General features: G+C 69.5%; 16 protein-coding genes. 9 read left to right on the top strand and 7 right to left on the bottom strand.

The window, feature by feature from the left end; all coding sequences use genetic code 11:
- Positions 1 to 67: 67 nt before the first annotated feature.
- Positions 68 to 1,600: a methyl-accepting chemotaxis protein gene (locus D7Y11_RS16900; protein WP_126934202.1), complete on the top strand. Its 1,533-nt coding sequence runs from the start codon at positions 68 to 70 to the stop codon at positions 1,598 to 1,600.
- Here the strand turns inward: D7Y11_RS16900 and D7Y11_RS16905 are convergent.
- The gene (locus tag D7Y11_RS16905; RefSeq protein ID WP_120576240.1) at positions 1,548 to 3,080 is read right to left on the bottom strand and encodes an MFS transporter; all 1,533 of its coding nucleotides are present in this window, start codon (positions 3,078 to 3,080) and stop codon (positions 1,548 to 1,550) included. The two genes, D7Y11_RS16900 and D7Y11_RS16905, sit on opposite strands and share 53 nt — an antisense overlap.
- A gap of 166 nt (positions 3,081 to 3,246) precedes the next feature.
- On the opposite strand from D7Y11_RS16905, the gene D7Y11_RS16910 reads away from it, so the two are divergent.
- From D7Y11_RS16910 to D7Y11_RS16920, 3 genes are read left to right on the top strand one after another with little or no spacing between them, the layout of a single operon-like run.
- Positions 3,247 to 4,245 (top strand): polyprenyl synthetase family protein, encoded by a 999-nt coding sequence (locus tag D7Y11_RS16910; protein ID WP_120576239.1) that lies wholly within the window; start codon positions 3,247 to 3,249, stop codon positions 4,243 to 4,245.
- Positions 4,242 to 4,841: a GbsR/MarR family transcriptional regulator gene (locus D7Y11_RS16915; protein WP_120576238.1), complete on the top strand. Its 600-nt coding sequence runs from the start codon at positions 4,242 to 4,244 to the stop codon at positions 4,839 to 4,841. The genes D7Y11_RS16910 and D7Y11_RS16915 overlap by 4 nt, the downstream gene beginning before the upstream one ends.
- 17 nt (positions 4,842 to 4,858) lie before the next feature.
- Positions 4,859 to 5,386 carry a gamma-glutamylcyclotransferase gene (locus D7Y11_RS16920; RefSeq protein ID WP_120576237.1) on the top strand — a complete coding sequence of 176 codons (528 nt, stop codon included), beginning with the start codon at positions 4,859 to 4,861 and terminating at the stop codon, positions 5,384 to 5,386.
- Positions 5,387 to 5,402: 16 nt separating this feature from the next.
- Here the strand turns inward: D7Y11_RS16920 and D7Y11_RS43325 are convergent, their stop codons facing one another.
- Positions 5,403 to 6,779: a sorbosone dehydrogenase family protein gene (locus D7Y11_RS43325; protein ID WP_158629214.1), complete on the bottom strand. Its 1,377-nt coding sequence runs from the start codon at positions 6,777 to 6,779 to the stop codon at positions 5,403 to 5,405.
- 369 nt (positions 6,780 to 7,148) lie between these two features.
- Between D7Y11_RS43325 and D7Y11_RS16935 the strand changes: the two genes are divergently transcribed.
- The 3 genes from D7Y11_RS16935 (at position 7,149) to D7Y11_RS16945 (ending at position 8,655) form a co-directional block, all read left to right on the top strand.
- Entirely contained in the window at positions 7,149 to 7,412 is a 264-nt protein-coding gene (locus D7Y11_RS16935; protein ID WP_120576236.1) for a hypothetical protein, read from the top strand.
- Positions 7,409 to 8,200 (top strand): heme oxygenase (biliverdin-producing), encoded by a 792-nt coding sequence (locus tag D7Y11_RS16940; protein ID WP_120576235.1) that lies wholly within the window; start codon positions 7,409 to 7,411, stop codon positions 8,198 to 8,200. The genes D7Y11_RS16935 and D7Y11_RS16940 overlap by 4 nt, the downstream gene beginning before the upstream one ends.
- A 104-nt stretch (positions 8,201 to 8,304) precedes the next feature.
- Positions 8,305 to 8,655 (top strand): PilZ domain-containing protein, encoded by a 351-nt coding sequence (locus tag D7Y11_RS16945; RefSeq protein WP_233596806.1) that lies wholly within the window; start codon positions 8,305 to 8,307, stop codon positions 8,653 to 8,655.
- Positions 8,656 to 8,661: 6 nt separating this feature from the next.
- On the opposite strand, the gene D7Y11_RS16950 is transcribed toward D7Y11_RS16945, so the two are convergent.
- From D7Y11_RS16950 to D7Y11_RS16970, 5 genes are read right to left on the bottom strand one after another with little or no spacing between them, the layout of a single operon-like run.
- The gene (locus tag D7Y11_RS16950; protein WP_121754432.1) at positions 8,662 to 9,627 is read right to left on the bottom strand and encodes an aldo/keto reductase; all 966 of its coding nucleotides are present in this window, start codon (positions 9,625 to 9,627) and stop codon (positions 8,662 to 8,664) included.
- Between the two features lie 32 nt (positions 9,628 to 9,659).
- Positions 9,660 to 11,864 (bottom strand): 1,4-alpha-glucan branching protein GlgB, encoded by a 2,205-nt coding sequence (gene glgB, locus D7Y11_RS16955; protein ID WP_126934204.1) that lies wholly within the window; start codon positions 11,862 to 11,864, stop codon positions 9,660 to 9,662.
- On the bottom strand, positions 11,861 to 13,195 hold the full coding sequence (locus D7Y11_RS16960; protein ID WP_120576231.1) for a phosphotransferase: 1,335 nt from the start codon (positions 13,193 to 13,195) through the stop codon (positions 11,861 to 11,863). The genes glgB and D7Y11_RS16960 overlap by 4 nt, the downstream gene beginning before the upstream one ends.
- Positions 13,196 to 13,201: 6 nt before the next feature.
- Positions 13,202 to 14,851: a maltose alpha-D-glucosyltransferase gene (treS, locus tag D7Y11_RS16965; protein WP_120576230.1), complete on the bottom strand. Its 1,650-nt coding sequence runs from the start codon at positions 14,849 to 14,851 to the stop codon at positions 13,202 to 13,204.
- Between the two features lie 17 nt (positions 14,852 to 14,868).
- Positions 14,869 to 16,863 carry an alpha-1,4-glucan--maltose-1-phosphate maltosyltransferase gene (locus D7Y11_RS16970; RefSeq protein WP_120576229.1) on the bottom strand — a complete coding sequence of 665 codons (1,995 nt, stop codon included), beginning with the start codon at positions 16,861 to 16,863 and terminating at the stop codon, positions 14,869 to 14,871.
- A 211-nt stretch (positions 16,864 to 17,074) separates the two neighbouring features.
- On the opposite strand from D7Y11_RS16970, the gene D7Y11_RS16975 reads away from it, so the two are divergent.
- Both D7Y11_RS16975 and D7Y11_RS16980 read left to right on the top strand, forming a co-directional pair.
- Positions 17,075 to 17,680 (top strand): sigma-70 family RNA polymerase sigma factor, encoded by a 606-nt coding sequence (locus D7Y11_RS16975; RefSeq protein WP_121754429.1) that lies wholly within the window; start codon positions 17,075 to 17,077, stop codon positions 17,678 to 17,680.
- A 128-nt stretch (positions 17,681 to 17,808) separates the two neighbouring features.
- Positions 17,809 to 18,402 (top strand): hypothetical protein, encoded by a 594-nt coding sequence (locus tag D7Y11_RS16980; protein ID WP_120576227.1) that lies wholly within the window; start codon positions 17,809 to 17,811, stop codon positions 18,400 to 18,402.
- Positions 18,403 to 19,110 lie beyond the last annotated feature (708 nt).

A 19,110-nucleotide genomic window follows, 5' to 3' on the forward strand; every position in this document is an offset into this window, starting at 1 on the left:
CACCTCGCTGGATGGTCCAGAGGGGCTACGTTTCCCAGACTTCCTCTGGATTTGGCGCCGCTCCCGGATGCGACTCTCCCTTTCGCAGAAGCTCACGCTGGCGCCGCTGTTGGTGGCGCTGTTCTTCACTGTCCTCTTCTTCGGCTACCTCATCCCGCGCGTCAGCTCCGCCTTCGAGGCGCAGGGCCGGGACGTGGGAGGCGCGTTGCCCGCGGCGCTGGCGGCCACGCTGCCCGCGGCGATGCCCGGGGGCCAGACGGAGGCGCTCCAGGCGGTGCTGGAACAGGCGGTCCGCCACCACCAGGTGGCCTACGTGGCCGTCTTCGACGGGACCGGGCAGCTGCGCGCGGTGGCGGGCGAGTACGCCACCGCGATGCGGGAGCTGCGCGACCGGCTGGCGCGCGCGCAGGGTGAGGCGACGTTCTACGTGCGGGACGCGGAGCTGTTGGACGTGAGCTCGCGCTTCGCGAACGGCGCGGGCACCGTGCACGTGGGCTTCAACCGCACGTCGGCGCGCGCGCAGGTGCGGGCCATCACCACCGGGGTGAGCGTGGTGATGGTGCTGGCGCTCGCGCTCTTCGTCGTCGTGGGCATCGTGCTGGCGCGCCGGGTGGCGGCGCCGCTGGTGCAGCTGACGGCGGCCGCCCAGCGCATCGCGGAGCACGGCGACCTGCGCGAGACGGTGCACGTGGAGGGCTCGGACGAGGTGGCCCAGCTGTCAAAGGCCTTCTCCCTGATGGTGTCCAAGGTAAAGGACCTCTTGCAGCAGCTGCAGGGCTCGTCGGACCTGCTGCGCGGCTCGGTGGATCACCTGAACGACTCCGCGGGCCGGCAGAACGAGATGGTGTCCCGCCACGCGGCCGCGCTGCAGGAGACGCAGGTGACGGCGCAGGAGATCCGCCAGACGTCGGTGGTTGCGTCGCGTGCGGCGGAGACGGTCATCGACGTGGCGGAGCGCGCGGAGGTGCTGGGCAAGACGGGCGAGATCGCCATCACCGAGAGCATCGAGGGGATGGTGGCGCTGCGCGCGCAGGTGGAGCAGATCGCCGAGCGCATCATGGCCCTGGGCGAGCGCACCGAGCAGATCTCCGGCATCACGGAGACGGTGAAGGACCTGGCGGACCAGTCCCACCTGCTCGCGGTGAACGCGGCCATCGAGGCGGCGCGCTCCGGGGAGCACGGCAAGGGCTTCGCGGTGGTGGCCCGGGAGATCCGCGGCCTGGCGGACCAGTCCATCCGCGCGACGAACCAGGTGCGCGGCATCCTGGCGGACATCAGCACCGCCATCTTCGCCACGGTGGAGATCACGGCCGCGGGCACGCAGCGCATGGAGACGGGCCTGGCCCAGGTGCGCACGTCCGGGGACACGCTGCGCCAGCTGTCCTCCATCGTGCGGGACAGCGTGGTGTCCGCCCGTCAGATTTCGCAGACGGTGAACCAGCAGGCCACCGGCATCGAGCAGATCTTCACCGCCGTGAACGAGCTCAACACGGTGATGGGCGACACGGTGAAGCGCATCGCCACCACCAGCGAGTCCGCCGTGTCGCTCAAGCTCCTGTCGGAGCGCGTGGCGGCGATGGTGCGCGACTACCGGCTGTAGCCGGGCGGAGGCGGGGCGTAAACCGCTCCACCACCTGGGCCACGGTGCGCGTGGTGGCGGCGCCGGGTTCGTTCACCCGGGCCGCGAGGAAGGCGGCCCCCAGCCGGGCCACCGCCGACACGACGAAGAGCACGTGCAGGTTCACCCAGAGGTGGCCGCCCAGCATGAACTGCTGGGGCACGCGCGCCGCCAGCGCCCCGCCCAGGGCCGCCGCCGCCGCGTAGGCCAGCCCGCCCGCGGTGGCGAAGGCCGCCAGGTAGAAGGGCCGGCCGCGGCGCGGCGCCACCGTCAGGGGCAGCGCGAAGATGGCCAGGCCGTGGCCGCTCCACAGCGCGCCCGCCAGGAGCACGTCGAACAGCAGCGGCCAGAGCGTCCCCGCGGAGGGCAGCAGCCACAGCATGGGGATGGCGCTGATGCCCAGCGAGCAGAGCATCAGCACCGGCTGTGCGCCCAGCTTGTCGATGGCGCGGCCCCACAGGGGCGCCGTCAGCACGCGCACGCCCGCCACCGCCGCCGCGTGCAGGGCCATGATGACGAAGGTCATCTTGAGGTTCTGCAGGCTGTGCAGCGCGAAGAAGGGCGCGGACACGCCCACCGCCGCGTTCCACGCCACCTGGTACAGCAGCACCCGCCGGGCCCCGTCGTCCTTCCAGGGCAGGAGCGCCGCCTTGAGCTCCAGCTTCGGCGAGCTGCCCGGGGGCGCCGGGTCATGCTGCGCGGCCATCATCAGCGTGGTGACGACGCCCATGACGCACGCGGCGAGCGCCAGCAGCGGCAGCGCCATGCCCACCCCATCCAGCCCCTTCAACCGGTCCATCAGCAGGCCCGCGGTGAGCGACGCGCCCGTGCCCATCAGCGTGGTGAGCGCGGTGCGCTTGCCGAAGAAGCGGCCCCGCACGGCGCCCGGGACGAGCTCTCCCATCCATGCCACCCATGCGTTGTTGCCCACCACCGCCAGCAGCGCGGACGCCCCGGCCACGGCGAGCAGCAGGTGCTGCTGCCCTTCCAGGGACAGGCCCAGCCACGGCAACAGCGCCATGGGCAAGAGGGCCAGCCGGGACAGGCACACCGCCGTCAGCGCCACCCTCCGGTGGCCGAAGCAGAGGGTGAGCCACGCGGCGGGGAACTGCACGAACTGCGCGAAGAACGGCAGCGCCGTCATCACGCCCACCAGGAAGGGGCCCAGCTTCAGCGCGATGGCCCACGCGGTGAGCACGGTAGGACCCGCGCACGCGGTGAACACCTCCGCGAACATCCCCTCCACGATGGAGACCTTCAGCGACGCACGGAGGCGCCGGTGCAGGGGCGGGCCGCGGTGGCCATCCAGGGGCGGAGGGGCCCCCAGGAGGGGCGCGGACGCGCCGGGCAGCGAGGCGCCAGGGCGGAAGAGCGGGACGCCGGTGGCGAGGGAAGCGAAGCTCTGGACGAGGCGGCGACGGAAGGCGGCGGACACTGCGATTCGTTTCCCACGGCCTCGCATTCCCTCTCAATCGGACCTCCAAGGACTCCACCGAGCCCGGCCGGACACCAACCGGGCTTATTCGTCGCTTTCCGCTGACTGTCCGCTCGCTTGGAGGGCAGAAGGGATTTCGGTGCAGTTCACGCGGTCTTGAACTATATGAACGGCCCGGAAGGAGACCGCGCACATGGATGTCGCTCACGAGCTGACGGAGTTTCTGGGGCAGGTGGAGCAGCGTCTGACCGAATTGCTCGCGGATGGCGACGTCGGCCCGGACGTGAAGGGTGACACGCTGATGGATGCGGCGCGCCACCTGTGCCTGGGGGCCGGGGGCAAGCGGGCCCGCCCCATGCTCGTCCGCCTGTTCGGTGGCGTGGTGGGGGTGCCGGCCGCACGGCTGGTGGATGTGGGTGTGGCGGCGGAGATGATCCACTCGGCCAGCCTGCTGCATGACGACGTGGTGGACGCGGGCATGTTCCGCCGGGGCCGCCCGACGGTGAACGCGCGCTGGGGCAACATCGTCGCGGTGATGAGCGGCGACCTCATCCTGTCCACGGCGCTGTCGCGGCTGTCCCTGCTGGACGCGCGACTGGTGCAGAGCGGCCTGGCCATCGTCACGGAGATGACCCGCGCGGCCATCGCGGAGGTGGAGGCGCGCGGCGACATGAACCTGCCGCTCACCCGGCTGCGCTACATCGCCGAGGGCAAGACGGGATCGCTGTTCGGCTGGTGCGGCAAGGCCGCGGCGACGCTGGGGGAGCAGCCGGAGGCGCAGGCGCGCTTCGACGCCTTCGGCCGGCACCTGGGCGTGGCGTTCCAGATCGCCGACGACATCCGCGACATCCTGGGCACGGACGTGGGCAAGCCCCGGTACGCGGACGTGCACTCGCGCACGCCGTCGCTGCCCATCCTTCTGGCGGTGTCGCGGGACGAGTCCCTGCGCCGCAAGCTCAAGGACGCGTGGGCGTTCTCCGTCATCACCCCGGAGCGCACCCGGGAGATTGGCGCCGCCATCGAGGCCGCCGGCGCGGTGGAGGCGTCCATGGAGATGATGAACGTCGAAATCGAAGCGGCGCTCGACAAGCTGGGGCCCTTCGCGAACGACGCCGCGGGCGCGGAGCTGATGAGCTGGGCGCACCGGCTGTCGGAGGGCATCGCGGAGCAGGTGAAGGGACGCGCTGCATGAAGGGCTACCTGTGGACGGGGGGGGATCCCGGGAGCCAGAAGACCGTCGCGCCGCCGGAGAATGGACGGCTGGCGCCATGGGAAGCCATCGCCGTGGAGGCGGTGGGCAACGTCATCGAGTTCTGGGGCTTCAAGCGCAACCAGGGCCGCGTGTGGGGCCTGCTCTACCTGCGCGGCGAGCCGCTGACAGCCGGTGAGATAGAACGCGAGCTCGACCTGTCCAAGGGCGGCGTGTCCATGCTGCTGCGCGACCTGGAGCAATGGGGCGTCATCCAGCGGGTGCGCGTGCCGCGGGACACGGTGTGGCGCTACGCGGCGGAGACGGACCTGGTGCGGATGGTGACGCACGTGGTGGAGGAGCGCGAGGCGGCCTTCGTCACCCGCATCCGCGCGGACCTGTCCGAAGCGCGCCGGCTGGCGGAGGGTGCTGCCGGCGTGCAGGCGGAGAAGCTGCGGCGGCTGGAGCGCATGGCCGTGCTGGCCGACCACGTGGAGCGCGCGCTGCGGCTGTTCATCAAGACGTCCCGCCTGGACGTGGGCGGGGTGCTGGGCGCGTTCCGCGACGGCGCCCTGTCGCGCGGCAAGGGCGAGCGGTAGAGGCGGGAGGACACACAATGGATTCGCACTACGACCAGGTGATGAAGGCGCGCGAGCAGGCGGACGCGAACGCGCCCCGGCGCTACTTCGCGTACTCGACCATCCTGGACCGGGCCGCCTTCGAGGAGTGGAGGCAGCAGCACAGCTACGGCTTCTTCGACCTGCCGGAGGGCCAGCTCGCCGAGGCGCTGGACGTGGACCTTGTCTACGACTTCCCGTCGCGCTGGTGGGGCGGCCGGGTGGCGGGCCTGACGGACGCGCCGGGCGCGCGCGTGTACGGGCGGCTCTTCGAGATCCCCGGCAAGGACTGGCCCATCGTCCAGCACAAGGAGGGCTTCGTCACCAGCATGTGCGTGGAGCGCACGGTGCGCGTGCGCGTGGATGGCCAGGAGGTGGAGGCCACCGCGTTCGTGACCAACCCGCGCCGTGCGTCGTCGGACGGGCCGGTGAGCCCGCGCTTCGTGGAGGCGCTGGTGCGCGGCGCGAAGAGCGCCGGGCTGCCCGCGGACTACGTGGAGAAGCTGGCGCGCGGCGAGTCGCGCTGAGTCGCTCGCCGCCGGGCTACGGCCGGGCGGTGGGGGCGATGCGATAGAGAGCACCGGCGGCGTCGTCGCTGACGATGAAGCCGCCGCCCGGGGCCAGGGCCACGTCCACCGGCCGGCCCCACACGCTCAGGTCCGGGTTCTTGAAGCCCGTGACCAGGTCCACCTCCTGCATGGGCTGGTGCGTGGCCAGGTCCCACGGGAAGACGGTGACCTTGTAGCCGGTCCGCTCCGTGCGGTTCCACGAGCCGTGGTAGGCGACCAGCGCGCCGCGCTTCCACTCCGGATTGAGCTCCCCATGGTCGAAGAACGTCAGGCCCAGGGGCGCCGAGTGCGCCTGGATGCCCTGGTCCGTCTTGTCCAACGCGGCGCAGTCCGCCTTGGCGCCGTCCCGGTTGAGGTTGTAGTCGCGGTCCAGGGGCATGTGCTTCAGGCCGCTGGGGGAGTCCGGGTTGGAGTTGCAGAAGGGCCAGCCGTAGTGGCCGCCCTGCCGCACGGAGGTGAGGGCCTCTGGCGGGTGGTTGTCCACGTACTCCGGAATGACCTTGCCGTACTTCCCGGTGCCGTCGTCGAACGGGTAGGGCGTGTTGTCGCGGTTGTTGACCGCCACCCACAGCGTGTCGGTGCCCGGCTCCCACGCAAGGCCCTCCGCGTTGCGCAGGCCCCGGGCGAACAGCTCGCGTGAGCCGCCGCTCCAGTCCCACCGGTAGATGGCGCCGCGCAGCGGGTCGCTGGTGGTGTCGCTCAGGCACACGTTGCAGGTGGACGCGATGGCCACGTACACGCGGTGCTGTGAGTCCACCGCCAGGTTCTTGAGCTCGTGGCCGTAGGCGCCGTGCAGCTCCGGGAGGGATGCGTCCGGCAGTCCCGTGACGACCGTCTCCACCGTGCCGCGCGCCGTCTCACCGGGCGTCCAGCGCGAGCGCGTGACGCGGTCCTTCTCCGACAGGAAGACCCACACCTGCCCGTCGCGCTCGTGGAAGACGAGGTCGTGGGGCCGGCCCAGGCCGCCTGCCCACTCTGTCACCTCCGGCGCCTGGCCCTCGCGGGGGCGCACCTGCATCACCTTGTTCTGGCCGGGAACGGAGACGAGCAGCGTGCCCTCCGGCGAGAATGCGATGAAACGCGCGCCCGGCACCCGCGCCCAGACCGCTACGGACATGCCTGCTGGGATGTTCAGGGAGTGCGGCACATCGAACGGAGCGCCCCTCATGCCCTCCGGAACCTGGACCTGGGCCGCCTGGAGGTTCCAGGAGACAGGTTGCTGACCCGCGTCCACCACGCCTGAGTCCCGGAGCGAAAGGGAGGGCTCCGGGGCGTTCGTCGAGTTGGACTTGCAGCCGGCCAGGAGGCACGCCAAGCCCAGGAAGGTCGTCAGCACGAGGGGTCGCCGCATGGTCGTCTTTTCCTAACCGCGTTCTCCGACTGCACGCGACCTGAACAAACCTTCAGCCGTTTTTCCCGTCGCCCCGAGCACCCCTGAACGGGCCTGAACAAACATTCAGGTAGTTTCGCCGCGTCGGAAAGGGTCGCGCCTACATGAACAAAAAGGCAGCCAGCGGCATTGGCGTGAGACATGAAACAAATAAATGCAGACATATGTAATTGACTGTGATGCTTGTCTTTGTCTGGTGTTTTAATGTCTGTCTTTGAGGTGTTGACCACCGGTCTCCGGATCAGAACGGGGTGGACCGGGCTTGACGGCGGAAGGGTGTTGTGGCTTCATGATTTTGATTTCGATAATCAAAATCATCTGGAGAACGCGATGCTCGGTCAGGGATGCTGCAGGGCGGTGCTGGCGCGAGGCCCGTGCGCTGAAGTGACGCGGTGCAGCTGTGGGCACATCCACCTGGCGGTGGGGCCGGTGACGCTGCGCCTGGAGGAGGACGTCCTGCGCGCGCTGGGTCACACCCTGGTGGAGGCCATCCACCAGTTGGAGATGCCGCACGCGCCCGCGCACGAGGCGGAAGCGCAGGAGCCGGCTCCCGCCGCCGCCCACGGGGCGCCCACCGGCGGGTGGAAGCAGTGAGCACCGTCCGGGGGACGATCCGCTGGGGCGGCTTCGAGCGCTCCGCGAGGGACAAGCGCCTGTCCTCCGCGTCCACGGCCCTCGAGGCCCTCCCGTCCACGCAGCGGCTGTCGCTGCGGCTGGAGGAGGGGACGGGGATCGCCCGGCGCCAGGCGGAGCAGTCCACCTTCCTGGAAGCGCTCTTCAACGGCACGTGGAACGGCGGCGTCTATGGCCAGTTCGTGCGGGCGCGCCATTACGTGAACCACCTGCGCCAGCTGCACGTCGTCTACGAAGCGCTGGAGTCCGTGTTGCCGGCGCTGAAGGACGGCCCGCTCACGCGCGTGCTGCGGCTGCCGGAGCTGCGGCGGGCCTCCGCGTTGCTGGCGGACCTGGACTGGTTCTGCGGCGACACGCGCACGAAGCCCTTCGCCTGCACGGAGACGCGGCTGCACGCCGAGCGGATCCGCGAAGTGGCGGCCGAGGCCCCGCACCTGCTCATCGCCCATGCCTGGGCCCGCTGCGTCCAGGACCTCTACACCGCCCCCCAGCGCTCGGAGCTCATCGCGCAGGCGTTCGAGCTGGAGAACGGCCGGGGCACGGCCTTCTACAACGCGGTGTCCGCCGCGGAGCTGCTCGCCTTCCAGAGCCGGCTGGTGGCCCGGCTGGACGAGGTGCCGCTGACGGAGGGCGAGGCCCAGGAGCTGGTCCAGGAGGCGCGGCTGGCCTTCCGCATCCAATCGCTCATCTGCGACGAGCTGGCTCGGGACGCACCGGAGCTGGAGGGGCTGGGCGGTACTCCTGGGTAGGGTTGCCACGAACCCACGGAGGAGGTGGTCCGACCCACCGGCCCGCCTTCTCGCCTGGGAGGGCGATGTGCCGTTTCGTGACAGGCACGTTAGGATGGCGGAACGTGACACTCCAGATGACCTCTCACATCGATCGCCGCGCCTTCCCCCGCATCCACGCGCCCCTCTATTCGCGCCCCGCGCGCATGAAGGTGGGCGAAAAGAAGCAGGTGCTCGACGTCAGCCTCGGGGGCGCGCGCATCTATTCGGATGATCCGCAGGACGTGGGCTCGCGGCTGGATCTGGAACTGTTCCTTCCGGACGGCAGCTCGCTGGAATGTACGGCGCGCATCGTCTGGGCCATCAAGTTACCCAAGGACGCCGTGGCCCGCTTCGAGGTGGGCCTGTCCTTCACCGACGTGCCAGAGCCCGTCCTGGCACGTCTGAAGACCGTCCTCGTCACGGACGAGGGCTAGACGGCGCTACTTCGAAGACGCGCTGTCCAGCTCGCGCAGGTCGTCCGCTTCCAGCTTCAGGGAGAAGGCCCCGAGCAGCTCCTTCACCTGCGGCACGGACGTGGCGCTGGCGATGGGCGCCTCCACCGTGGGCCGCGTCGAAAGCCACGCGAGCGCCACCTGCGACGGCGTGGCACCCCGGCGCTCCGCCACCTTCTTCAGCGCGGCGACGACGCCCCAGCCCTGCGCGTTGCCGTACTTCTTGAGCACGTTGCCCGCGCGCGGTGACGCCGGTGCAGGCTGTCCCTCCTGGTACTTGCCGGTGAGGAAGCCCGCGGCGAGCCCGAAGTAGGGCGCCACGGCCAGGCCTTCCTTCTCACTCACCTGCTGGAGCGCGCCCTCGAACTTCGGACGCTCGACCAGGTTGTACTCCGGTTGGATGACCTGGTAGCGCGCGAGCCCCAGCTTCTTCTGCGTGTCCAGGGCCTCCTGCGCGCGCTCCGCGGTGTGGTTGCTCAGGCCCAGCGCCTTCACCTTGCCCGCCTTCACCAGCGCGTCGAAGGCGCGGAGCGTCTCCTCGAAGGGCGTGTTCGGGTCGTCGTAGTGCGCGTAGTACAGGTCGATGCGTTCCACGCCCAGGCGGCGCAGGGACGCGTCCACGCTCTTCTCGATGTGCTCGCGCGTGAGGCCCTTGCCCAGCGCCGTCTCCGCGCCGACCTTCGTGGCCACCACCAGGCGGTCCTTCGCCTTGCGCGAGGCGATCCACTTGCCCAGCACCGTCTCCGACTCGCCGCCCACGTGGCCGGGGATCCACCGCGAGTACACGTCCGCGGTGTCCACGAAGTTGCCGCCGCCCTCCACGAACGCGTCGAGCACGGCGAACGAGGTCGCCTCGTCCGCCGTCCAGCCGAAGACGTTCCCGCCCAGACACAGCGGGAACACCTCCAGGCCCGACGTTCCCAGCTTCCGCTTCGCCGCTGCTCCTGCCGCCATGCCCCAAATCCTTCCGGTGAGGCCGGGGCGTGCTACCCCGGCGTGAACCACACCACCGACAGCGGGGGCAGGGTGAGCGTCGCGGACGCGGGCTGGCCGTCCCAACCCGTGGGCTCCGTGTGCACCTGGCCCCGGTTGCCCATGCCGCTGCCGCCGTACTCCCCGGCGTCGGTGTTGACCAGCTCCACATAACGGCCGTGGAGTGGGAAGCCCACGCGATAATCCTCGCGAGGCACCGGCGACATGTTGGCCACGCACACCACGTGACGGCCGGGCGTGCGCGAGCGGCGCACGAAGGCCAGCACGTTCGCCGCGGACGCGTCCGGCTGCAGCCACTGGAAGCCCACGGGCTCGCTGTCCGAGTCGTACAGCGCGGGCAGGTCGCGGTAGATGCGATTCAGGTCGCCCACCAGGTTCTGGATGCCCTTGTGGCCCGGGTCATTGAGCAGGTGCCAGTCCAGGCTCTTGTCGTGGTTCCACTCCGCCGGCTGGCCGAACTCGCCGCCCATGAAGAGCAGCTTCTTGCCCGGGTGGGCCCACATCCACGCGAACAGCGCGCGCAGGTTCGCGCGCTTCTGCCACGCGTCGCCCGGCATGCGCCCGTAGAGGCTGCCCTTGCCGTGGACCACCTCGTCGTGGCTCAGCGGCAGCATGAAGTGCTCGCTGAACGCGTACAGCAGGCCGAAGGTGAGCTGGTTGTGGTGGAACTGCCGGTAGACGGCGTCCTTGGAGAAGTACGACAGCGTGTCGTGCATCCAGCCCATGTTCCACTTGAAGTGGAAGCCCAGGCCGCCCTCGCTGACGGGCTGGGACACCTTGGGCCACGCGGTGGACTCCTCCGCGATGACGACCACGCCCGGGTGCTTGCGGCGGATGGTGTCGTTGAGTTCGCGCAGGAACTGGATGGCTTCTTCGTTCTCGCGGCCGCCCCAGCGGTTGGGGACCCACTCGCCGTGCTTCCGGCTGTAGTCCAGGTAGAGCATGGAGGCCACCGCGTCCACGCGCAGCCCGTCGATGTGGTACTCCTCCAGCCAGAACAGCGCGTTGGCGATGAGGAAGTTGCGCACCTCGTTGCGGCCGAAGTTGAAGACGAGCGTGCCCCAGTCCGGCTGCGAACCCTGGCGTGGATCCGAGTGCTCGTAGAGGGACGTGCCGTCGAACTGGCCCAGCGCATGACTGTCGCGCGGGAAGTGGCCCGGCACCCAGTCCACGATGACGCCGATGCCCTCCTGGTGCAGGTAGTCCACCAGGTAGCGGAAGTCGTCCGGGTGGCCGAAGCGCGAGGTGGGCGCGTAGTAGCCACCGACCTGGTAGCCCCAGGAGCCGCCGTAGGGGTGCTCGGACACGGGCAGCAGCTCCACGTGCGTGAAGCCCAGCTCCTTCGCGTAGCGAGACAGCTCCGGCGCCAGCTCGCGGTACGTCATGGGCCGGTCGCCGTCCTCCACCACGCGGCGCCAGCTGCCCAGGTGGACCTCGTACACGCTCCACGGGTGCTGGGCCGCGTCCACGTGCTTCTCGCGCGTCTCCAGCCACGCGCTGTCGCCCCAGGCGTAGCGCTGCAGGTCGTGCACCACGGACGCGGTGGCGGGCGGCGTCTCCGTGCGGAAGGCGAAGGGGTCCGCCTTGAGCAGCGGGCCGCCGCCGTGGCCGGGCCGGATTTCGAACTTGTAGCGGGTGCCCTCGCCGACCTCCGGGACGAACAGCTCCCAGATGCCGGAGGACCCCATGCGCCGCATGGCGTGCAGGCGGCCGTCCCAGCCGTTGAAGTCACCCACCACGGACACGCCCCGGGCGGTGGGGGCCCAGACGGCGAACGACGTGCCCTTCACACCGTTGTGGTGGATGAGGTGCGCGCCCATGCGCTCCCAGAGCCGCTCGTGGCGGCCCTCGCCGGCGAAGTACAGGTCCATCTCCCCGATGGTGGGCAGGAAGCTGTACGGGTCGCGCAGCGTGAAGACCTTCTTGCCCGGGTACTCCACCTCCAGCAGGTACCCGAAGGGCTCCGTGCGGCCGTTGATGCGCGCCTCGAAGACGCCGCCGGTGCGGTGCTGCATGGGCACCTTGCCCCCGAACTCCGGCAGGACGTGGACGGCCACGGCCTCCGGGCGGTAGGCGCGCACCACGACCGCGTCGCCGTCCGGGTGGACGCCCAACATGGAGTGGGGCTCCGGGTGGCGCAGCTCCACCACGCGTTGCAGCTCCGCGTCCACCTGTGCTCTGTCCGCAGGCTTCCTCACTGGGCATCCTCCATCCGCAACAGGGCCTCGACGGGGATGCGCACCCAGTCCGGCCGGTTGGCGAGTTCGTAGCGCACTTCGTACAACAGCTTCTCCAGTTCGAAGGCGCGCAACATCACGTTGAAGGCTTCATCGTTGTCGGGCAGGAAGGTGGCGCCGCGCGTCGCCTGGCGGTAGCCCTCCAGGAACGCGTCGCGGGTGGGGCCCACGCGCCCGCGCGGCTGGCCGCCCTCCAGCGACACGGTGGCCTCCGCGTAGTCGAACGAGCGGATCATCCCCGCCACGTCGCGCAGCGCGCTGTACTTCTCACGGCGCGCGGTGAAGGAGCGGGACGGCTCGCCCTCGAAGTCGAAGAACAGCCACTGGCCCTCCGAGCGCAGCACCTGGCCCAGGTGCAGGTCGCCGTGGATGCGGATCTTCTGGCCGGAGGGCGCCACCTGCGCCAGCCGCTTCGCGTACGCGATGAGGCCGTCGCGTTTGTTCTCCAGGTCCGCGTGCAGCCGGCCGGCGTCCGCCAGCGTCACGCCCAGCTCGCCCACGATGGACGCGCTCCAGCGCTGCAGGTCCTCCTGGAGCAGCGGCTCCGGGGAGAACGCCAGGTCCTCCGGCTCCGCGGAGGCGAACGCCTTGTGCAGCTCTCCCAACCGCGCGCCCAGGTCTCGCATGTCCCCGAGGAAGCGCTCGCTTAGCGCCTTTTCCTGGCGCAGCCGCTCCAGCGTGTACTTCCAGCCGTCCACGGCGTCAGGCACGAAGCGGTGCGCCAGCGCGAGCGTCGCGCCCGCGGGGCCCTCCAGGTTCAGCGCGCCCACCAGTTGCGGCGTCGCGCGGAAGGACGTCTTCGTCGCGAGGAAGCGGCCCACCTCGTATTCGGGGTTCACGCCGGCCTCCAGCTTGCGGATGACCTTGACGATGACCCGCTCGCCCAGCACCAGCGAGGTGTTGCTCTGCTCCACGTTGAGCCGGCGCACGGAGAGCGGATCCGGCAGCGCCACGCCGCTGTCCGTGGAGGCGATCCATTCACCCACCACGCGGCCGGAGCCGGACACCACCTGCCGGCCCTCGCGCGCGAGGTTGAAGACGGCGCGCACGCAGTCGTCATCCTCCAGCGCGCTCACCAGTCCGTCGGCCGTGTGCCGGACCTGGAGCTGGTAGCGCTCCGGATTTCCCAACTCGTAGACGACTTCGATGATGGCCAGGGTGAAGGAGCACGTGCCCAGGTCCATGTTCACGTGGTCCGCCACGCTGACACTTTTGATGGGCCACGCCTTGCCGGCGAACCAACGTTGGGCCTTGAGGAAGTCTGGCAGCTTGGTCAGGTCCAGGGGGGTCACGCGGGGTTACTCCTTCGCCTGCAGCGGCTTGTCCAACCGGAACCACAGGAACATGTAAGGCCCCATCGACAGCTGATAGGGCAGGTCGCTGATGCGGGGGAATGGCGTCTCTCCAATCAACTCCACGGGGATGCTGCCTTCGAACTCGCGCAGGTCCAGCACGCCCGGCTGCGCGAAGCGCGACAGGTTGCACACGACGAGCACCGTCTGGCCCTCCCACTCCCGCACGAAGGCCAGCACCTTGCGGTTCTCCGTGGTGAGGAAGCGCAAGGTGCCCATGGCGAACACGGGGTAGCGCTGGCGGATGCCAATCATCCGCTTCACCCACTGGAGCAGGCTGGACTTCTGCCGCTCCTGGGCCTCCACGTTGATGGACTGGTAGCCGTAGACGGGATCCGCGATGACGGGCGCGAAGAGGCGCGCGTAGTCCGCGCGGCTGAAGCCCGCGTTGCGGTCGCCGGTCCACTGCATGGGCGTGCGCACGCCGTTGCGGTCGCCCAGGTAGATGTTGTCGCCCATGCCAATTTCGTCCCCGTAGTAGAGGACCGGCGTGCCGGGCAGGGTGAAGAGCAGGCTGTGCATCAATTCAATGCGGCGCCGGCCGTTGTCCATCAGCGGCGCCAACCTGCGGCGGATGCCCAGGTTGATGCGCATGCGCGGGTCGGTGGCGTACTCCCGGTACATGTAGTCCCGGTCCTCGTCCGTCACCATCTCCAGCGTCAGCTCATCGTGGTTGCGCAGGAAGATGGCCCACTGGCAGGTGTCCGGGATGTCCGGCGTCTGCTGCATGATTTCGACGATGGGCGTGCGGTCCTCGCGGCGCACCGCCATGAAGAGGCGGGGCATCACCGGGAAGTGGAAGCCCATGTGGAACTCGTCGCCCTCGCCAAAGTACACGCGCACGTCGGCGGGCCACTGGTTCGCCTCCGCGAGCAGCACCTTGTTCTGGTACTCGGAGTCGATGGTCTTGCGCAGCTTCTTCAAGAACGCGTGCGTCTCCGGGAGGTTCTCGCAGTTGGTGCCCTCGCGCTCGAAGAGGTAGGGCACTGCGTCGCAGCGGAACCCGTCCACGCCCATGTTGAGCCAGAAGCGCATGACGTCCAGCATGGCTTCCTGCACTTCGGGGTTGTCGTAGTTCAGGTCCGGCTGGTGGCTGAAGAAGCGGTGCCAGAAGTACTGCTTGGCCACCGGATCCCACGTCCAGTTGGAGCGCTCCGTGTCGGTGAAGATGATGCGCGCGCCCTTGTAGGCTTCGTCCGTGTCGCTCCAGACGTACCAGTTGCGCTTGGGGCTCTGGGGATCCCTGCGCGCCTCCTGGAACCAGGGGTGCTGGTCGCTGGTATGGTTCACCACCAGCTCGATGATGATGCGCAGTCCGCGCTTGTGGGCCTCTTCCACCAGCCGCTGGAAGTCCGCCAGCGTGCCGTAGTCCGGGTGGATGCCGTAGTAGTCCGCGATGTCGTAGCCGTCGTCGCGCAGCGGAGACGGGTAGTGCGGCAGGAGCCACAGGCAGTCCACGCCCAGGTCCTGGAGGTACGGCAGCTTTTCAATCAGGCCCGGGATGTCCCCGTGGCCGTCCCCGTTCGAGTCATGGAATGCGCGGATGTGCAGCTCGTAGATGAGCGCTTTTTTGTACCAAAGCGGATCCAGGTCCATACGCCTCTCGGAGGGAGTCACTCGAAGTAGTCGAACGCGTGTTCGGTGCGGCGGTAGCGGTACACGGCCCAGATGGCCGCGGGTTGTTCGGGCGTCAGGCGCACCTGCACGTCCGGGCCCTGCCAGAGCGAGCGCTGATCAGCCATCAGTTCCTGCACCTGATAGGTCTCCTCCGCGGTGACGCCCAGCCATTCCATGGGCACGCGGAGCAGGGCTTCTTGTGGCGCGTACGGATCCAGGCTCACCGCCACCAGCACCGTGCTGAGGCCGTCCGGTGAGCGCTTGCCATAGAAGAGGACGCGGTCGTTGTCGGACTCGAAGAAGCGCAGCGCCTGGTAGTGCTGGAGCGCGGGGTGCGCCTTGCGGATGGCGTTGAGCCTGGAAATCCATCCAGAGATGTTGCCCGGCCGGTCCCAGTCCCAGGCGACGAGCTGGTACTTCTCCGAGTCCAGGTACTCCTCTTTGCCCGGCACGGGGCGGCCCTCGCACAGCTCGTAGCCCGAGTACATGCCCCACACGGACGACAGCGTGGAGGCCAGCGCCACGCGCACGCGGAAGGCGCCGGGCCCCGCGTTCTGGAGGTTCTCCGGGAGGATGTCCGGCGTGTTGGGCCAGAGGTTGCCGCGGAAGTAGTCCGCCACGGGCGGCTGGGTGATCTCCTCCAGGTACGTGCGCAGCTCGTCCTTGAAGAGGCGCCAGGTGAAGTACGTGTACGACTGGGTGAAGCCCACCTTGCCCAGGGCCTTCATCACCTTGGGGCGGGTGAACGCCTCGGACAGGAAGAGCACGTCCGGGTGCAGGTCCTGCACGTCCCGGATGAGCCAGTGCCAGAACTGCATGGGCTTGGTGTGCGGGTTGTCCACGCGGAAGGTCCGCACGCCGTTGTCCACCCAGTGCAGCACGACGGACTTGAGCTCCTTCCAGAGGGCGTCCCGAGCGGGGCCCATCCAGTCGAAGTTGACGATGTCCTCGTAGCGCTTGGGCGGGTTCTCCGCCGTCTTGATGGTGCCGTCCGGGCGGTGCTGGAACCACTCCGGATGCTCCTTCACGTACGGGTGGTCCGGCGAGCACTGGAAGGCCAGGTCCAGCGCCACTTCGATGCCGTGCGCCTTCGCCGCGTCCACGAACGCGCGGAAGTCCTGCAGCGTGCCCAGCTCCGGGTGCACGGCCTTGTGGCCGCCCTCCGTGGCGCCAATGGCCCATGGGCTGCCCACGTCGCCGGGCTCCGCGCGCAGGCTGTTGTTCTTGCCCTTGCGAGCGGTGCGCCCGATGGGGTGGATGGGCGGCAGGTAGACGGTGTCGAACCCGAGCTTCTGGATGTATGGCAGCCAGGCCTGCGCGTCCTTGAAGGTGCCGTGCGTCTTGCCGTCGCGCTTCGCGGAGCGGGGGAAGAATTCGTACCAGGCGGCGTTGCGCGCCTTCTCCCGGTCCACGAACACCTCCAGCACCTTGTCGTACTTGCTGGCGAGCGTGCGGTCCGGATGCCGTGACGCGGCGTCCGCCAGCTCGGAAGACAGCGCGGCGAGGAGGTGGTCCGGCGTGGGCGGCGTGCGCAGGCGGGCCCCTGCCTCGGCGAGCAACCGGTGGTCCTCCGCGGACTTGCCCTTGGCGCGAGCGGCGGCGCCTTCCAGCAGGGCAGCGCCCTCCAGCAGCTCGCTCTTCACGTCACGGCCGGCGTCCACCTTGCGCTTCAGCTCGTGCGCCCACGTGCGGAAGAGATCCGGCCAGGCTTCAATCGTGAATTCGTAACGGCCGTTCTTCGCGAGCGGGATGGAGCCTTCCCAGGCGTCGTTGTTCTTGAAGGCGAGAGGGACCTCGGCCCAGTCCGTCTTCTGGGCAGCAGGGGTGACCTGGCGCCAGCGGGCGACGGCCACGAGGACGTCGTGGCCTTCCTTGAAGATGTCCGCCCGGACGGTCAGGCTCTCCCCGGCGACGCGCTTGATGGCGTAGCGCCCCGCGTCCAGTTCCGGCTGGACGTTCTCGATGAACACGCTTCCGAGTCGTTCGGTCATATCGGCTGGCGGCCCCTTATAGGACTCTGAGTCAGTGGCTCCAGGCGGCATTGCGCGGGTGTTGATGATTGAAGATGGCCGCCGCCTGGTCGCGTTGGCCTGTCAACGTTAGGAACGGAGGGAGCGGTCGCCCAGCCCGAGGAACCGGGTAGACGGGCCCTGATAGTTGAAGCTGGGATCCGCCCCTCCGGTTGCGGTATCCGGGACGAACATGGCGCCCAACGACTCCGCTGCTCAGCAAGCGAGTGACCAGTCGGCCGACCGCGACCTGTTGAAGCAGGTGGCACTCGGCAGCGCCGCGGCCATGCGAGATGTCTACGCGAGGTGTTCCGCGCGGGCGTTCGCCATCGGGGTGCGGCTGTTGCCCACGCGGGCGGACGCGGAAGAGGTGCTGCAGGAGACCTTCCTGGAGGTCTGGCGGCGCGCGCGAGAGTTCGACCCGGCGCGCGGCGGACTGGAGACGTGGGTCACGACCATCGCGCGCACGCGGTCCATTGATCGACTGCGTTCATTGGGCACGGTGTCGCGGATGGTGGATGGGGTGGCGCAGCAGCCGCCCCCGGTGAGCGCGACGCCGCCGTCACCGGATGACTCCGCCGCCGCGGCGCAGGACCAGGCGCGGGTGCGGGCGGCGATGGCGCAGTTGCCGCCGGAGCAGCGCGAGGTGGTGCTGCTCGGGTATTTCGACGGGCTGTCCCAGAGTGAGATCGCGAAGAAGACGGGCCAACCGCTGGGGACGGTGAAGACGCGTGCGCGGCTGGCGCTGGAGAAGCTGGCGGTGCTGCTGGACGCGCCTCCAGTGAGCACGTCCGGCTGAGTGCAGGACAGCAGCCCTGTTCCGCGGGGACGGGCGGTGGGGCAGGCCCCGGCCACGTCCTCCTTGCCGCTGTCGGGTGGGGCCCCAAACGTTGCGACTGTTTGGCGAACCCGAGGGAGGGGGCGGACATGCGCAAGATGCGGGAGACGGGGACGGCGTTGATGAACGCGCGGGAGATGCGGCTGGTGCTGGCCAGCGCGCCGCGCAACTTGATGGAGCTGTCCCGGCGCGAGCTGATGGGGATGGTGCGGCGCGCGCGCGGCATGGTGGACCAGTACGAAAAGCTGGCGCGCCGGCTGCGCCGTGAGGCCATGCGCGTCCCCATGGGGAGCCGTGTGATCGGCGGGCGCATGGACACGCGGCGCAAGGCAGCCCTGTTCCGCAAGGCGCTGACGCGCTTCGAGTCGCAGCTGCGGCGGATGGAGATGGTGCCGGCGCGGAAGGCGAGGCCGACGATGCGCAAGCGGCCGGCGGTGAAGAAAACGCTGCGGCCCGCGGCCCGCGCCACGGCGCAGCGCAAGAAGGCGGTGGTGACGAAGAAGGCGATGCGGCCCGCGGGCTATGCGCGCCGGGGCCCGGTGAAGGCACGGGCGCACAAGGCGCGGCGCATGCCGGCGGTGAAGGCACGGGCGCACAAGGCACGGCGCATGCCGGCGATGAAGGCGCAGGCGCACCGGACCGTGAAGGGGCGGACGCCAGCGCGCCGGGCCGCGACGCGGTAGCGGATTTCGGGGGAGGGAAGCCGGGTCGCGTCCAGCTCGTGGCCTGGCGAGGGGGAGGGGAGCTGGACTGTGTCCGCCCCGCATTGGGGCGGACACAGTGGGCGTGAGCGGAGCCCATCGCCAGAAGGTCGCCGACAAAGCCGGCGCGAAAGTCCGGAGCGAGCGGCGGAGTCCAGGTCCCACCGGCACCAGCGTTCCAACTCAAGGGCCAGCGTACGGAGCTTCATGGGCGAGAGGGGACGCGAAGGGCCCTCGCCGCACACGACGCAGAATCGTCCTGCACGGTGGCTGACACGGAGCCGCCGGCACCACGCTCTTCGCCGCGGAGGTGCAGCTCCGTCGCTTCGTCATGTGCGGGAGCTGATGAGGAGGCGCTGGCACCACGCTCTTGGCCGCGGAGGTGCAGTTCCGACGCTTCGTCATGTGCGGGAGTTGATGAGGAGGCGCTGGCACCACGCTCTTCGCCGCGGAGGTGCAGTTCCGACGCTTCGTCATGTGCGGGAGTTGATGAGGAGGCGCTGGCACCACGCTCTTCGCCGCGGAGGTGCAGTTTCGACGCTTCGTCATGTGCAACGGCTGATTGAGCCTGGCCCGGTTCCGTGGACACCCGAGATGTGATGGAAGGAGCACGGGATGTCCGCGACTGACGAAAAGCAGAGGAAGCCCCGCAGGCCGCGCCGGGAGTTCACGGCGGAGTACAAGGCCGGG

This window comes from Corallococcus sp. AB018, from assembly GCF_003986945.1.
Lineage (GTDB): Bacteria > Myxococcota > Myxococcia > Myxococcales > Myxococcaceae > Corallococcus > Corallococcus exiguus.